The 15,007-nt window shown below is 58.7% G+C and carries 12 protein-coding genes and 1 pseudogene; 6 read left to right on the top strand and 7 right to left on the bottom strand.

What is annotated here, in order from left to right; genetic code table 11:
- Positions 1 to 266 precede the first annotated feature (266 nt).
- On the top strand, positions 267 to 1,592 hold the full coding sequence (locus tag M9827_RS26165; protein ID WP_250608066.1) for an OprD family porin: 1,326 nt from the start codon (positions 267 to 269) through the stop codon (positions 1,590 to 1,592).
- A 180-nt stretch (positions 1,593 to 1,772) separates the two neighbouring features.
- On the top strand, positions 1,773 to 2,960 hold the full coding sequence (locus M9827_RS26160; protein ID WP_250608064.1) for an acyltransferase family protein: 1,188 nt from the start codon (positions 1,773 to 1,775) through the stop codon (positions 2,958 to 2,960).
- A 70-nt stretch (positions 2,961 to 3,030) separates the two neighbouring features.
- Here M9827_RS26160 and M9827_RS26155 read toward each other — a convergent pair.
- From M9827_RS26155 to M9827_RS26130, 6 genes and pseudogenes are all read right to left on the bottom strand, one after another.
- Positions 3,031 to 3,412 (bottom strand): annotated as a pseudogene (locus tag M9827_RS26155) (DUF6124 family protein).
- A gap of 474 nt (positions 3,413 to 3,886) precedes the next feature.
- Positions 3,887 to 4,219 (bottom strand): DUF2790 domain-containing protein, encoded by a 333-nt coding sequence (locus M9827_RS26150; protein ID WP_250608062.1) that lies wholly within the window; start codon positions 4,217 to 4,219, stop codon positions 3,887 to 3,889.
- A 79-nt stretch (positions 4,220 to 4,298) separates the two neighbouring features.
- A complete protein-coding gene (locus M9827_RS26145) occupies positions 4,299 to 4,502 on the bottom strand; it encodes a co-regulatory protein PtrA N-terminal domain-containing protein (protein WP_250608060.1) in 204 nt (67 codons plus the stop codon).
- A 212-nt stretch (positions 4,503 to 4,714) separates the two neighbouring features.
- Entirely contained in the window at positions 4,715 to 7,864 is a 3,150-nt protein-coding gene (locus tag M9827_RS26140) for a CusA/CzcA family heavy metal efflux RND transporter (protein WP_250608058.1), read from the bottom strand.
- Between the two features lie 15 nt (positions 7,865 to 7,879).
- Positions 7,880 to 9,067 carry an efflux RND transporter periplasmic adaptor subunit gene (locus tag M9827_RS26135; protein WP_250608057.1) on the bottom strand — a complete coding sequence of 396 codons (1,188 nt, stop codon included), beginning with the start codon at positions 9,065 to 9,067 and terminating at the stop codon, positions 7,880 to 7,882.
- A gap of 49 nt (positions 9,068 to 9,116) precedes the next feature.
- Complete coding sequence (locus M9827_RS26130) at positions 9,117 to 10,364, bottom strand: TolC family protein (protein ID WP_250608056.1); 1,248 nt, start codon at positions 10,362 to 10,364, stop codon at positions 9,117 to 9,119.
- A 594-nt stretch (positions 10,365 to 10,958) separates the two neighbouring features.
- Here M9827_RS26130 and M9827_RS26125 point away from each other — a divergent pair.
- The 4 genes from M9827_RS26125 (at position 10,959) to M9827_RS26110 (ending at position 14,008) form a co-directional block, all read left to right on the top strand.
- Positions 10,959 to 11,633, top strand: coding sequence for a heavy metal response regulator transcription factor (locus M9827_RS26125; RefSeq protein WP_250608055.1), 675 nt, complete (start codon positions 10,959 to 10,961; stop codon positions 11,631 to 11,633).
- Positions 11,630 to 13,063, top strand: a complete 1,434-nt coding sequence (locus M9827_RS26120) for a heavy metal sensor histidine kinase (RefSeq protein WP_250608054.1) — start codon at positions 11,630 to 11,632, stop codon at positions 13,061 to 13,063. Before M9827_RS26125 ends, M9827_RS26120 begins: the two co-directional genes overlap by 4 nt.
- A 232-nt stretch (positions 13,064 to 13,295) precedes the next feature.
- Positions 13,296 to 13,634: a type II toxin-antitoxin system Phd/YefM family antitoxin gene (locus tag M9827_RS26115; RefSeq protein ID WP_245397987.1), complete on the top strand. Its 339-nt coding sequence runs from the start codon at positions 13,296 to 13,298 to the stop codon at positions 13,632 to 13,634.
- A complete protein-coding gene (locus tag M9827_RS26110; protein ID WP_250608053.1) occupies positions 13,631 to 14,008 on the top strand; it encodes a type II toxin-antitoxin system VapC family toxin in 378 nt (125 codons plus the stop codon). Before M9827_RS26115 ends, M9827_RS26110 begins: the two co-directional genes overlap by 4 nt.
- Positions 14,009 to 14,246: 238 nt before the next feature.
- Here M9827_RS26110 and M9827_RS26105 read toward each other — a convergent pair.
- On the bottom strand, positions 14,247 to 15,007 hold a 761-nt coding region (locus M9827_RS26105; protein WP_250608051.1), incomplete at its 5' end, for a type 2 periplasmic-binding domain-containing protein.

Here is a 15,007-nt window from a genome sequence, read left to right as displayed (position 1 = left end):
GTGCCTGCTCGCGAAGGCGTAGGCACTTTCAACATCTTGATTGGCTGACACTCCGCTTTCGCGAGCAGGCTCGCTCCCACAGGTTTATGTGGCGTTCACTCAATCCATATAACCACATGACGAAATTGTAATTCCCTCATCACCTTGGCGTTATCCGCAGCTTGCAACGATGTGACCCGGCGACCAATGCCGGCGGGCCCTTGCCCGTCGAACAATAAAACCACGCCGACGCACGTTCCCGTTCTGCCGAACCCAAGGAGTGTTTGATGGTTAACAATTCAAAAATGTCGATGGCCGCTTTAGCGGTGGTGGTCGGCGCCGGGCCGTCCATGGTGTTTGCAGAAGACAAGCCTGAAGGCTTCGTCGAAGGCAGCAGCCTGACGGTGCTCAACCGTAACTTCTACTTCAATCGTGATCATCGCAACGGCCAGTCAAGCCCGACCGGCAACGGTTATTCCGAAGCCTGGTCGCATGCGGTCATCAGCAAGTTCGAATCCGGTTTTACCCAAGGCACCGTCGGGGTCGGTGTTGATGCGTTTGCGATGATGGGTCTGAAACTCGATACCGGCGACGGCCGTAATGGTGGGCGCAGCTCGTTTGATGTGTTGCCGGTCAACAGCGACGGCGACGCGCGAGACGAATACACCAAGGTGGGTGGCGCCGCGAAAATCCGGGCGTTCGATACAGTGATCAAGGTCGGTGATGTGTTCCCGGCCAATCCGGTGGTGGCGGCGGGTGATTCGCGCTTGCTGCCGGAGAGCTTTCGCGGGGTGACAGCGAGCAACACCAGCATCACAGGTCTGTCAGTACAGGGCGGGCGGTTGCATGCGATGAGCCAACCGGTATCCAGTGACATGCGCGAGAACTTCGCCACGTTCTACGCAGGCCCGGTCAATTCGCCGTGGATCGCTTATGGCGGCGGCGATTATGTGCTGAACAAGAACCTCAGTTTCAGCCTGTACTCCAGTCGCCTCAAGGACGCCTGGAATCAGTACTACGCCGGTACTGCCTGGACCTACCCACTCTCTGATGACCTGTCACTGTTCGGTGGCCTGAACTATTACAAGGCCGTCGACGAAGGCAAACAACTGCTTGGCGAATTCGACAACAACATCTGGAGCGGTCGCGTCGGCGTCAAACTCGGCGCCCACTCGGTCGCCCTCTCCCACCAGCGCAACAACGGCAATGACGACTTCGATTACCTGCGCCAGTCTGACTCGATCTTCCTCGACAACTCGATCCAGTACAGCGATTTCAACTCGCCGAAAGAACGTTCGTGGATGGTGCGTTATGACCTCGACATGAGCACTTACGGCGTACCGGGCTTGTCGTTCATGACCCGCTACGCGCGCGGCACCGACGCCGATTACTCCAACGCTAACGCCGTGTACATGCGCCGCGATGCCGAGGGCAATCCGCTGACCGATCAGAAGCGTTGGGAGCGCGATATCGAAGTCAAATACGTGGTGCAAACCGGCTCGATGAAAGACCTGTCACTGCGCTTGCGCCAGGCCACCACCCGCGCCACGGCGTTCGAGTCGGACCTGGAAGAACTGCGGGTGATTGTCGAATACCCACTGGCCATTCTCTGACTGCATGGTCGATGCAAATTCACCTTTAGAAGCGCCTTGCTCCTTTGGTAAGAGGTGAATCTTTTGGCGTCCTTCGGGGCGCCTTTTTTTTGCGCTGGAAAAAGCCCTCGTTGCCTTGACCGAAGCGCAGGCCACCTGCCATCTTCGCCCGGGCGGACAAACAACAATAACGAGGGACCGATGAGTAGCCGTAAAAACCTGGAGATCGAATACTTGCGAGGCGTGGCTGTCGGCCTGACCTTTTTCAGCCATGTCACCATGATGTTGCCGTTCCATACCGATACGCTGTTGAGGATGTTCTCGATTTTCATGCCCTGGACAGGGGTAGATCTATTCTTCTGCATTTCCGGTTTCGTGGTGAGCAAGGCTTATCTGGACTACTTCGACAAGCACCGCACGCAGGGTCAGTTTGGTCTGGCAGCAGCGTGTTTCTGGTTGCGGCGCGCCTACCGCCTATTGCCCACCGCCTGGCTGTGGATCCTCATGCCACTGTGCTTCTCCCTCGTATTCAACCAGTCGAACGCCTTCGGTTCGTGGTTCGACAACCTGCGCAGCTTCACCGCTGTTGCGACATTCAGCGCTAACCTGGCACACGGTTACGACTCGCTATTGGGTTCCAGCCCTCACTACTGGAGCCTGGCGCTGGAAGAGCAGTTCTACTTTTTCTTGCCGTTTTTTCTGCTGTTTATCACGGCGCCGCGCTGGCGGATCATTGCCCTGCTGGCGCTGATTGCCTTGCAATTCGGTCTGGATCGAAACCCGTTCGGCACCCCGACAAGCAGCCTGCTCGCAAACTTCCGCCTCGACGCCATGCTATGGGGTATTGTCCTGTGCCTGTTCACTCGCACCCGTCTCTACCAGCAGATCGAACCGCTCGGGCTGGGTCAGGGGACGCTCAAAGCGCTGCTGTGCACGCTGTTTCTGCTCTACATGCTCGGCGCCGTGGCCATACAGCTGATCGCCATGCCGATTGCGGTGGGCATGGTCGCGATCGTCGCGCTCGTGATTGTCTGGCTGGCGAGTTACCAGAAAGGCTACATCTATTGTCCGGTGTTCATGCGTGGCTTCATGCAGTGGCTCGGCTCGCGGTCGTATGGCCTGTACGTGATCCACGTGTTTACCAATCACCTGAGTACCGAGATCTGGACGCGTGTGGCGGCGAGTCAGGGCGTGCCGCTGGACGGGCGCTTTACCCTGGAGTTGATACTGACGTCAGTGGTTGTGCTGGTGGTCTTGAGTGAACTCAATTACCGCTTTATCGAAACGCCGCTGCGTTTGCGCGGCGCCGAGATTGCCCGACGCAAATTGAACCATGAGGCCGCGCCGGTACCGGCCGTTGTGGATGTCGAGTCGCTGCCGGCGAAATAGTCCTCACGGGAGAAACCCGGCCCTGCGTGCGGGGCCGGGTTCTTTACTGACTTCAGATCAAAAGCGGCAACTAGGTCGGCACGTCGATCCGGTCCAGCGCTTTGTTCACCGCCAGTTCGCCGAGCATGACGACCTGCGCAATCCCCAACAGCGTCTTGCGATGAGTGCCTTCCAGCAATGCCGCGAAGTCACCGAGCATGACTGTGGCCGACGACAGCGATTCACTGGCGTTGGCCAGCAGCGATTCAGTGTCGGCGTTGGGATTGACCAGGAACATCTGGTTGGGAATGTACGGTGCGGACATGATCGCGGCTGACGGTTTGAGGTAGAAGTCGAGGGCGCGGTCGGCGGCTTCGTGGAGTTTTCGGGTGTCGACGGAGGCGTAGGGGGATGTTGAGTTGGCGTCGGGGATGGCGTCTGCTTCGGGGGGGATTTGGGGTTGGCTTTTTCATAATGTTTTACTCAGCTTGAAGGTGGAGCTGGCCCTTTCGGTTCCACGCGAAAGGGTGGCAGCTGTACGCAGGTTGGAACCCGGGCAACTGAGCAAACCCGACAGACTCGAAGTCTCCCGCGCACAGCCGCCATAACGGAGTGCACACATGAAAGTGCGCAAGCATACGTCATGAACAGTGCGTTTTGCTTCAGTTGAGCCGCGGGGTTCCAATCCCGATCGCTGAATTGGCAGCGACCCACACAGGCTAGAGAGCGGACGTCCGACGGACAACCTGAAAACATTGTGGGAAGGTTCCGTATTTCTAACACAGCCTTTAAACATCACGAATTGAAATACGCATCGTGATATTGAAATTCGGCCCTGTAGGAGCTGCCGAAGGCTGCGATCTTTTGACTTTGATTTTTAAGATCAAGATCAAAAGATCGCAGCCTTCGGCAGCTCCTACAGGGGACCGCGTTTCGCCGTGAAGGATTCAGCTCCCGCCGTTCCGACACACACCCATCACGCTGTACCTGATGGTGTTGAGCTGCCCCTTGGAATCCTCATAAGTCATGGCCGTCGGCACCACTTTGCACGCAGGCTGCGGCTTCACCACGCTCACCACTTTGACCACGTCCAGCTTCATGCCGTACGCGTAATCCTTCACCACCGGCGATGCTTTGCCCTGGTTGGCGGCGTACTGTTCCATGGCTTTGGTGTTGGCGCTGAGCGCACGTTCGAAAGTGCGGTCACCACCACCTTCAGCCAGCACATTCACAGACATCGCCATGACAGCGGCGAATGCGATCAACTTGAGTACTTTCATATCCATTTCCTTCCCGTCCGGGCTTGAAAAAAAGCCCGGCATCGATGCGCGATGAAGGGCTTCTATAACTGCATCAGGCTTACAGATCGCGGGTTTTTTCGTCTTTCTTGTCGTTGACGACCACCGGGTTGCCGGCGGCTTTTTCCTTGGCGACGAACAGCTCCATGGAACGGTCGTTGTTGGTCATCATCCGTTCGAAAGTACGGTCACCGCCGCCTTCGGCCAGGGCCACGGAAGAGATCGCCAGAGCGGCTGCGAAGGTACTGAGTTGGGCAAGTTTCATCGTTGATTCCTCGTTTAAGTAGCTGACGGGATCAAGGTAACAAGGCGCACCTTTCGTGACGGTGGCGGGGAAATTACATATCCGTTATGTGCCGGATCAGTGCACATAACCCCTGTGGGAGCGCGCCTGCTCGCGAAAGCGGTGGTTCAGTCACATCATTGTTGACTGACAGATCGTCTTCGCGAGCAGGCTCGCTCCCACAGGGGGATTACCTATTTAGTTGGAACAGCGTCCTCATCCCGGCGATGGGCGAGTTGGTAGAGCGCCGGCAATATCAGCAGCGTGAGGATCGTCGAAGACAGGATTCCGCCGATCACTACGGTTGCCAGTGGCCGTTGCACTTCAGCACCTGTGCCCGTTGCGAGAGCCATCGGAATAAACCCCAGCGACGCCACCAACGCCGTCATCAACACAGGCCGCAACCGCGTCAGCGCGCCTTCGTTGATAGCGTCGGACAGCGAACGCCCCTCCTCACGCAAATTACGAATAAACGCAATCATCACCAGGCCGTTCAACACCGCCACCCCGGACAATGCAATAAATCCGACGCCAGCAGAAATCGACAGCGGAATATCGCGCAACCACAGCGCCATGACCCCACCGGTCAACGCAAACGGAATTCCGGTAAACACCAGCAAGCCATCCTTCAGATTGTTGAACATCATGAACAACAAGCCGAACACCAGCAGCAGCGCCACCGGCACCACAATCTGCAAACGCTTGGCCGCCGATTGCAGCTGCTCGAACTGCCCGCCCCAACGGGTCCAGTAACCCGCCGGGATCTGCACATCACGTTCGATTACCTCGCCGGCCTCGCTGACAAACGAGCCGATATCACGCCCGCGCACGTTGGCGCTGATGATTACCAGACGCTTGCCGTCCTCGCGGCTGACCTGATTCGGCCCGAGCACCAGGTCGAGGCTGGCGACGTCTTGCAGCGCGATGAAGCCGATCTGGTTGGCCGCGCCATTCACTGCGGGCACCGGAATCAGCAGCGCCGACAAACCGTCGATGTCTTTGCGCATGGCATCGGACAAACGCACGACCATGTCGAAACGCCGGTCGCCCTCATACAACGTCCCGGCCTGACGCCCGCCCACCGCGACGGCGATGGTGTCCTGCACATCACCGACGTTGAGCCCGTAGCGCGCGGCTTTATCGCGATCGATGTTGATGGTCAGCACGGGCAACCCGGTAGTCTGCTCAACCTTGACCTCGGACGCGCCATTGACCTTCTGCATCGCCGTCGCAATCTTCGCAGCGGTGGCGTTGAGCATGTCCATGTCATCGCCAAACACCTTCACCGCGACATCGCTGCGCACACCGGAGATCAGTTCGTTGAAGCGCAACTGAATCGGCTGTGACAGTTCATAGTTGCTGCCCGGCAGTGTCGCGGCGGCAGCCTGCAACTCGGCCATCAGAGTTTCGCGGGACTTGCCCGGGTCCGGCCACTGCTCTTTCGGCTTGAGCATGACGTAGCTGTCGGAGATGTTCGGCGGCATCGGGTCGGAGGCAATTTCCGCTGTGCCGGTGCGGGCAAAGACGCGTTCGACTTCCGGCACCTTGGCCAGAATCAAGGTCTCCAGCCGCTGCTGCATATCCACCGATTGCGTCAGGCTGGTGCCCGGCACGCGCAACGCTTGCAGGGCAAAATCGCCTTCGCTGAGGCTGGGCACAAATTCGCTGCCCATACGACTGGTGAGCACGCCACTAAGGACGATCACGCCCAACGCCGCACCCACTGCGATTGTGCGATGAGACATGACCCAGGCGAGCGCCGGAGCATAAACACGACGCGCACCACGCATCACCGCACCCTCTTCTTCCTTGACCTTGCCAGTGACGAACAACGCGATGGCCGCTGGCACAAAGGTCACGGAAAGCAGCATTGCACCGAGCAACGCAATCACCACGGTAAACGCCATCGGGTGGAACATTTTCCCCTCGACACCGCTCAGGGCGAAGATCGGCAGGTACACGACCATGATGATCAACTGGCCGAAAATCAGCGGTCGCCGCGCCTCTTTCGCTGCGGCAAAGACTTCCTTGAAACGCTCGGCGCGGGTCAGCAAACGGCCGTGATACTGCTGCGCATGGGCCAACCGACGCAGGGTGTTTTCGACAATCACCACCGCGCCGTCGACAATAATCCCGAAGTCCAGCGCGCCGAGGCTCATCAGGTTGGCGCTGACCTTGTTGCTGAACATCCCGGTGAACGTAAACAGCATGGACAGCGGAATCACCATCGCGGTAATCAGCGCCGCACGGATGTTGCCGAGGAACAGGAACAGAATCGCGATGACCAGAATCGCCCCCTCGATGAGGTTCTTTTTCACCGTGGCGATGGCTTTGTCGACCAGGTGCGTGCGGTCGTACACCGGCACGGCGATCACGCCTTGGGGCAGGGATTTATTGATCTGTTCGAGCTTGCTGGCCACCGCTTGCGAGACCGTGCGACTGTTCTCGCCGATCAACATGAACACCGTGCCGAGCACCACTTCCCGACCATTTTCCGTGGCCGCTCCACTACGCAGTTCGCGGCCGATTTCCACTGTCGCGACGTTCTTCACCCGGATCGGCGTGCCGTCGACATTGGCCATGACGATGTTGGCGATGTCCTCGGTGCTCGCCACTTGCCCCGGCGCGCGGATCAGCAATTGCTCGCCGCTGCGCTCGATGTAACCGGCGCCGACGTTGGCGTTGTTGCGCTCCAGTGCAGTGACCAGATCGGTGAGGGTCAGCTTGTACGCGGCCAGGCGTTTCGGGTCCGGCGCAATCTGATATTCCTTGGCGAAACCACCGATGGTGTTGATCTCCGCCACACCCGGCACGTTGCGCAATTGCGGCTTGATGATCCAGTCCTGAATCACCCGCAGATCGGTCGGTGTGTAGGCTGTGCCGTCGTCCTTGAGTGCGCCCTCCTTGGCTTCCACGGTCCACAAGAAGATCTCGCCGAGACCGGTGGAAATCGGCCCCATCACTGCTTCCGCGCCTTCAGGCAACTGCGCCCTGGCGATCTGCAAACGCTCGTTGACCAATTGCCGGGCGAAGAACAGGTCGGTGCCGTCCTTGAAGATCACCGTGACCTGCGACAGGCCCGAGCGTGACAACGAACGGGTCTGCTCCAGCGCCGGCAAACCGGCCATGGCGGTTTCAATCGGAAAAGTGATGCGCTGCTCGGTTTCCAGCGGCGAGAACCCGGCGGCGCCGGTGTTGATTTGCACCTGGACGTTGGTGATGTCCGGCACGGCGTCGATCGGCAGTTTTTGATAACTGGCGATGCCGAGGCCGGCCATAAGCAGAACGGCGAGCAGGACGATGATGCGCTGCTCGATGGCAAACTGGATCAGGCGTTCGAACATGAGGACCTTCCAGAATTAATGACTGTGCTCGGCTGAGGCTTTGCCCAGTTCCGATTTGAGGACGAAGCTGCCGGCGCTGGCGACTTGCACGCCAGCCTCCAGGCCCTGGGTGATTTCCACCTGCCCCGCCGCGCGACTGCCCAGCTCCACTGCTTGCGCCTTGAAGCCGTCGTCGGTACGCACGAACACCGTGGGTTTGTCCTCGACGGTCTGGATCGCGGTTTCCGGCACCGCGACTGGCGCCTGACGGCTGTCGGTGGCCACCAGCGCCGTGACGAACAACCCCGGACGCCATGAGCCCTGCGGGTTTTCCAGCGTGACGCGCACGGTCGCTGTGCGGGTTTGTTCGCCAAGCAGACTGCCGACATAAGCCACGCTGCCGGTGACTTGCGCGTTCAACTCCGGCGCGCTGACAGTGACCGTTTTACCCACCTGCACCTTGGTCAAGTCCTTCGGTGAAACGCCAAACGTCACCCACACTCGCGACAGATCCGAGAGCGTGAACGCCGCCGTGGTTTCATCGACCACCTCCCCCGGCGTCAGGTGTTTTTCCACCACTACACCCTCGAACGGTGCGCGCAATTCGTAGCGATTGCCGCCCGTGGCGACCACGCTGCCACTGAGCACGCTGATTTTCTGCCGGGCGTTGTTCATGGCGATTTCCGCTTCTTCCAGCGCCTGCTTCGCCTGCAAGAAATCCTGCTCGGCGGAGATTTTGTCCTGCCAGAGTTTTTTCTCGCGCTCGTAGGTGGTACGCGCCAAGGCCAAACGCCGTTGCGCGGCCGCCTGTTCGCTGCGTTGGTCGGAGATCTGCTGACTGGCGATCACCGCGAGCAACTGGCCCTTCTTCACCGTTTGCCCGAGGTTGACTGCCACCGACTCGACCACGCCCGGGACGCGCGGCACGACGTGGGCGGTGCGGTCTTCGTCGAAGCGCACTTCGCCGGGGAACGGCAGGCCGCGGCTGATGCTATGCGCCTTCGCTTCGGCGAGTTGAATACCGGCAGCGGTGATCTGTTCGGCGCTCAATTCGATATGACCTTCTTCGGCATGTTCAGCCGCTGCGCCTTCTTCAGCGTGATCGGCATGCTCGGAAGCCTCGTCGGCATGCGCGTCGATGCTTGCGTTACCTGACCACTGCGAGCCGATACCAATGCCCAGCGCCAACGTCGCCACCGCGACCACCATCAGTTTTTTATCCATGGAAACTCCTCTGCGTCATACCTGCGCGCAGTGATGTGAAAAGTGAAATTCAAGGGCTGACGCTGAGGTCGCCGAAGATCCGTTCGATGCGTACCCGGGCGTCGGTGGCTTCGCTGACGGCCTGGATGTACTGGCTGCGCGCAGCGATCAGCGTGCGTTGCGCATCGAGCACATCAAGGAAGCCAAACTTACCCATTTCGAAACCGCGCGTGGCGCTGTCGACTGCACTTTGCGCGGCGGGCAGGATGGTCTGGTTGAACGCGGTGACTTCGCCGTTGGCGGTCTGCCATTGCGCAAGGCTGGTCTGGATGTCGGTGCGCAAGCGCAACTCGGTGGCGTTGCGCAGATCCCGCGCCTGATCGGTTCGGCGTGCTGCGGCGAGTACGTTGCCCTGATTGCGGTTGAACAGCGGAATCGGCATCGACAGGCCGACCACGTTGACCCGCTCGCGCTCGGTTTCGCTGTATTGGCTGCCGATGCTCACGGTGAGGTCGGGAATGCGCTGGGACTTTTCCAGGCCCAGCGATGCTTCGCGCTGTTCGATCTGCAGCTTGGCCAGACGCAGTTCGGCAGTCTCGTTCAGACGCTCGAGCAATCTTGTCGGTGGTGGTACGGCCGGCATGCTTTGCGTGAGCGCCTGCACCTTGGTCGAGGTCGGTAGCGGCGCGCCCATGACCTGCGCCAGTTGTTGGTACGCGGTGGCCTGATCGCGTTCGGCGCGGCTCAATTCAAGGCGCACTTCCGAGAGCTGCACCTGCGCCCGCGTGCCTTCGACAGGCGACGATTTACCTGCCTCGATGCGCCCTTGGGCAACACGTAAACCGTGCTCGGCCAATTGCAGGGATTGCCGGGACAGCTGCAAACGCTGCTGCGCGGTTTGCGCGCTGTTGAACGCCTGAATGACATCGGCGCGCAGGGCATTGCGCTTGCGCTCCAGTTCGATGCCGGCGGCGTCCTGCGCGCGGCTGGCAACATCGATGCGTGCACCGCGTTTGCCACCCAGTTCGATCGGCTGACTGAGCATCACTGTGGTGGTGCGCGAATTGCGCCGGGTGTCCTCGGCCTCCCACGAGACTTCAGGGTTGGGGATCAAGCCAGCCTGTTTGCGGTCGCCCTCGGCAATACCGATTTCCCACTGCGCGGCGGCCAGATCCGGGTTGCCGGCGAAGGCGGTTTGCAGCGCTTGTTCGAGGGTCAGGGTCGATGCACTGGCAAGGCTGGTACTGGCCAACAACAGAATGCCGCTGGCTGTTTTTCGCAGGCGTGATCGCGCCGTCAGTTGTCTTGAACCGGGCAATGGAAGACTTCCTTCAATTGAGGATTTTTGATGCCGCCACGGTAGGGTTTTGAACTTATCGACAAGGTGACTGGAACATTACAAATCCGTTATCCACGGTTTGCCGAAGTTGTTTTGTTCTAGGATGCGAAGTGCAAATGGTTTTATCGAAATACATCGAAACAAAAACACGGTAATTATCTGCTGAATTGCACTTGCCGGAATCAAACTCATGGGGATTTTGTGGCTTGTGCTGTGACCGGGTGTCGCAGAGCAGCGTTTTAAAGCGCTTGGAGGTTGACCCTGTAGCCGCTACAACCTTTATTGTCCGCACTTCCCCTCACCCCAGCCCTCTCCCGGGGGGAGAGGGCGCCGACCGAGGTGTATGACACTTTCCATCGACCTGTTAAATCAAGTCGACTATGGATTCCGTAAAGATGTTCCACGTCGGTGCAGTTCTGAAGCATCCCACGTTTAGTCCCCTCTCCCTCTGGGAGAGGGTTAGGGTGAGGGGCTTCTTATCGTTATTGAACAACGTCCGGAAGACCTTACAAAAACAATAACTTTCCCGGTCACCTTAATTAAATACCCATTAAATAAAAGTGGTGAAAGATCATGCGAATCCTTGTCGTCGAGGACGAGCTTAAAGCTGCCGAATACTTGCATCAGGGTTTGACCGAAAGTGGTTATGTCGTTGACCACGCCGCCACCGGTGCCGATGGCCTGCACCTGGCGCAACAACACGCGTATGACCTGATTATTCTCGATGTGAACCTGCCGGAACTGGATGGCTGGGGCGTACTGGAACAACTGCGCCGCACTCACTCCACGCGGGTGATGATGCTCACCGCGCGCGGGCGTCTGGCCGACAAAATTCGCGGACTCGATCTGGGCGCCGACGATTATCTGGTCAAGCCGTTCGAGTTTCCTGAGCTGCTGGCGCGGGTGCGCACGTTGATGCGGCGCAGCGAAAACATCCCGGTGCCGCAGGTGCTGAAAGTCGCCGATCTGGAACTCGATCCGGGCCGCCATCGCGCGTTTCGTGGCGCGCAGCGTATCGACCTGACCACCAAGGAATTCGCCCTGCTGCATCTGCTGATGCGCCAGTCCGGCGAAGTGCTGACGCGTACGCAGATCATCTCGCTGGTGTGGGACATGAATTTCGACTGCGACACCAATGTGGTCGAGGTGTCGATCCGCCGCTTGCGGGCGAAGATCGATGATCCGTTCGACAGTAAACTGATCCACACCCTGCGCGGTGTCGGTTATGTGCTGGAGGCACGGGAATGAAGCCCTCAAGCCTGTCGATGCGCCTGGGTTTGACGGTGAGTATTCTCGGTGCGCTGCTGGTGGTTTTTTTGGCGATCCTCGCCTATTTCGCGTTGACCCATGAACTCAATGCGCTGTCCCGCGACAGTCTCGAGAAGAAGATGGCGCAGGTCGAACACAGCTTGTCGTTATACGTCGATGCCAATGAAATCACCGGCAAGCCGCATATTCTGCTCGATCAGGTGATGGGTCATGACAACCTCACTCTGACGATTTATGACCGCCTGAATTTGCGCGCGCCGCTGCTCAAATCCGGCAGTGGTTTGAGCGATCCACGGGTTGAATTGAAAGCGGTGCGGGCGACCACTGATCAACTGGCTTACTCCGACAGCATCAATGCTGAAGGGGCTAAATTCCTCACTGCTTCCAAGCTTATTCGTCTCAAGGACGGCAGCAGCGTGCCGGTCCTGCTGTCGATGGACAACGCCCACGATCAGGCGTTGCTCAGCGCTTATCTGCGCTCGACGCTGATCGCTCTGCCGTTGTTGCTGGTGTTCATCGGCCTGACCGCCTGGGGCGCGGTGCAGCGTGGATTGGCGCCGCTGCGTGAGTTTCGCAAAGTCGCGGCGATGGTCTCGACCCAGGATCTGGACCATCGATTGTCCGTGGTCAACATGCCGCAGGAACTGAGCGAACTGGCGCAGGGCATCAACTTCATGCTGCATCGGCTGGATGCCGGGGTGCAGCAGTTATCGCAGTTCTCCGATGACCTGGCGCATGAGCTACGTACGCCGATCAATAACCTGATGGGCAAGGCGCAGGTGACGCTTTCGCGCGAGCGCTCGGTGGATGAGTACAAAGATGTGTTGGTGTCGTGCACCGAGGAACTGGAGCGCGTGGCGCGGATTGTCTCGGACATGTTGTTTCTGGCGCAGGTCAGTCATCCGTCGGCGCTGGCGCCGTTTGAAGCCCTGGCGTTGGAGGTTGAAGCCGCGAAAGTGGCCGAGATGTTCTCGCTGTCGGCGCAGGATAAGAGCATTCATTTGAACGTTGTCGGCAGCGCGTCGGTGCTGGGTGATCGACTGATGATTCAACGGGCGATTTCCAATCTGCTTTCCAACGCGTTGCGCCACTGCCCGAACGGGAAAACCGTGACGTTGCTGATCGAACAAGGTGCGACCCAGGCCTCCCTGCTGGTCAGCAACCCCGGGGCCGGAATTGAAGCACAACATCTGCCACATCTGTTCGACCGCTTCTACCGCGTCGACAGCAGCCGCTCGCGTTCGCAGGGCAGCACCGGGTTGGGGCTGGCGATCGTGCGCTCGATCATGAGCCTGCATCAGGGTGTGGCGGAGGTGAAGAGTTTGCCGGGTGCGATGACCGTGTTCCGGCTTGGGTTTCCCGCGGTGCCGCCAATGGCCCCTTCGCTTGCAGGCAAGCTCCCACAGTGATTTGCGGGGCACTCAGGTTTTGTGAACGCCACTGAAACCTACAGGCCTTCGCCTGCTCGCGATGGCGGCGGGTCAGTCGATATTTTTGTACGATTTTTTACCGATTTTCTCCCGTCCCCACACAAACGCCGAAAGCTCTCGCCGCAACCTCCGTTTTGTCCTACAGCCAGTTTTGAGTAGATAGCTCTATGGTGGAGGCCGTGGCAGATGGAATACCGACGAGAGGCAAAAAATGAACAGGGATATCGTTTGCGAATGGGCTGAAGAAGTCTATGAATTGGCAGCGCTGAAATATTCTGGCTATATTTGTCCAGAATACAGGAGTGAGCTGATGATCATCGTTCCGTTGGCTGAAGCCAAAAACAATTTATCCAAACTCGTCGATGATGCCGCTGCTGGCCAAGTCATCACGATTGCCAAGCATGGCCGGCCGATGGCTCGCCTCGTTCCCGTAGGAAAACCCAGCGCTCAACGTATTGGCGCAATGAAAGGCAAACTGGTGTTGCCCGACGATTTCGACTCACCATTGCCCGATGACATGCTTGATGCATTTGAGGGCACTCAAGCATGAGGCTTCTGCTCGACACGCACATTTTGCTCTGGACACTCAGTGATGACGCCAGACTGTCCGGCAAAGCCAGAAAACTGATTGAGAACGCCGCCGAAATCTACATCAGCGCCGCCACCTTCTGGGAAATGGCGATCAAGGTCGGGCTCGGCAAGCTGAATGTTGATCTGGAAGAAATTCGCCAATATTGCATCGATAGCGGATTCATCGAACTACCGGTGACGGCAGAACACGCGATTGCCGTGAAGGATCTTGAGCACCATCATCGCGATCCGTTTGACCGCATTATCGTGGCCACAGCAATGACCGAACCGATGAAGTTGCTCACGGCTGATGCTTTGGTTGCGCGGTACACCGATTTGGCTGTTTTAGTCTAATCACCGCCCCTGAAACCTGTGCGAGCGAGCCTGCTGACGATAGCGGTGGGTCAGTCGATATCAATGTTGAATGTCAGACCGAATCGCTGGCAAGCCAGCTCCCACAATGTTTTCGGGTGTACCCGGAATGTGTGGCCACCACAGAAACCTGTGGGAGCTTGCCTGCAAGCGATGGCGGTAGATCAGGCAGCAAAAAAACGGCACCTCACGGTGCCGTTTGCTTTTCACACATCAACCATCACTTACGCGCATCCGCCCACGACTTCAGCAGTTCGTTGTAGCTCACGGTCTCGCCTTTCGGCTTCTCGTTCGCCAGTTTCGGTTTCGGTGCACCTGGCTGATCAAACCAGTACTGCGCATCGCGCTCCGGGTTCATTTTAGGTGCACAAGTGGCTTGGGCCTTGGAGCGTTCCAGGCGCGTCATGATTGCGTCCTGATCCTTGGCCAAACCGTCGAGCGCCTGTTGCGGGGTCTTCTCGCCGCTCGCCGCTTCGGCAATGTGACTCCACCAAAGTTGCGCCAGACGCGGATAGTCCGGCACGTTGGTCCCGGTCGGGGTCCATTGCACGCGGGCCGGGCTGCGGTAGAACTCGACCAGACCGCCAAGCTTCGGCGCCAGATCGGTCATCGCCTGCGAGTTGATGTCCGACTCGCGAATCGGCGTCAGGCCGACGATGGTTTTCTTCAGCGAAACGGTTTTCGAAGTGACGAACTGCGCATACAGCCACGCCGCCAGTTTCTGTTTCTCAGGCGTGGACTTCATGAACGTCCACGATCCCACGTCCTGATACCCAAGCTTCATGCCCTCTTCCCAATACGGCCCGCGCGGCGATGGTGCCATCCGCCATTTTGGCGTGCCGTCGGCGTTGACCACCGGCAGGCCCGGTTTGGTCATGTCGGCGGTAAATGCGGTGTACCAGAAAATCTGCTGGGCAATGTTTCCCTGCGATGGCACCGGCCCGGACTCGGAGAAGGTCATGCCCGCCGCTTCCGGTGGCG

The organism is Pseudomonas sp. AKS31 (assembly GCF_023634765.1).
GTDB lineage: Bacteria > Pseudomonadota > Gammaproteobacteria > Pseudomonadales > Pseudomonadaceae > Aquipseudomonas.
The sequence above is the reverse complement of the archived record's forward strand: the minus strand, read 5'-3'. Positions and strand labels throughout refer to the sequence as shown.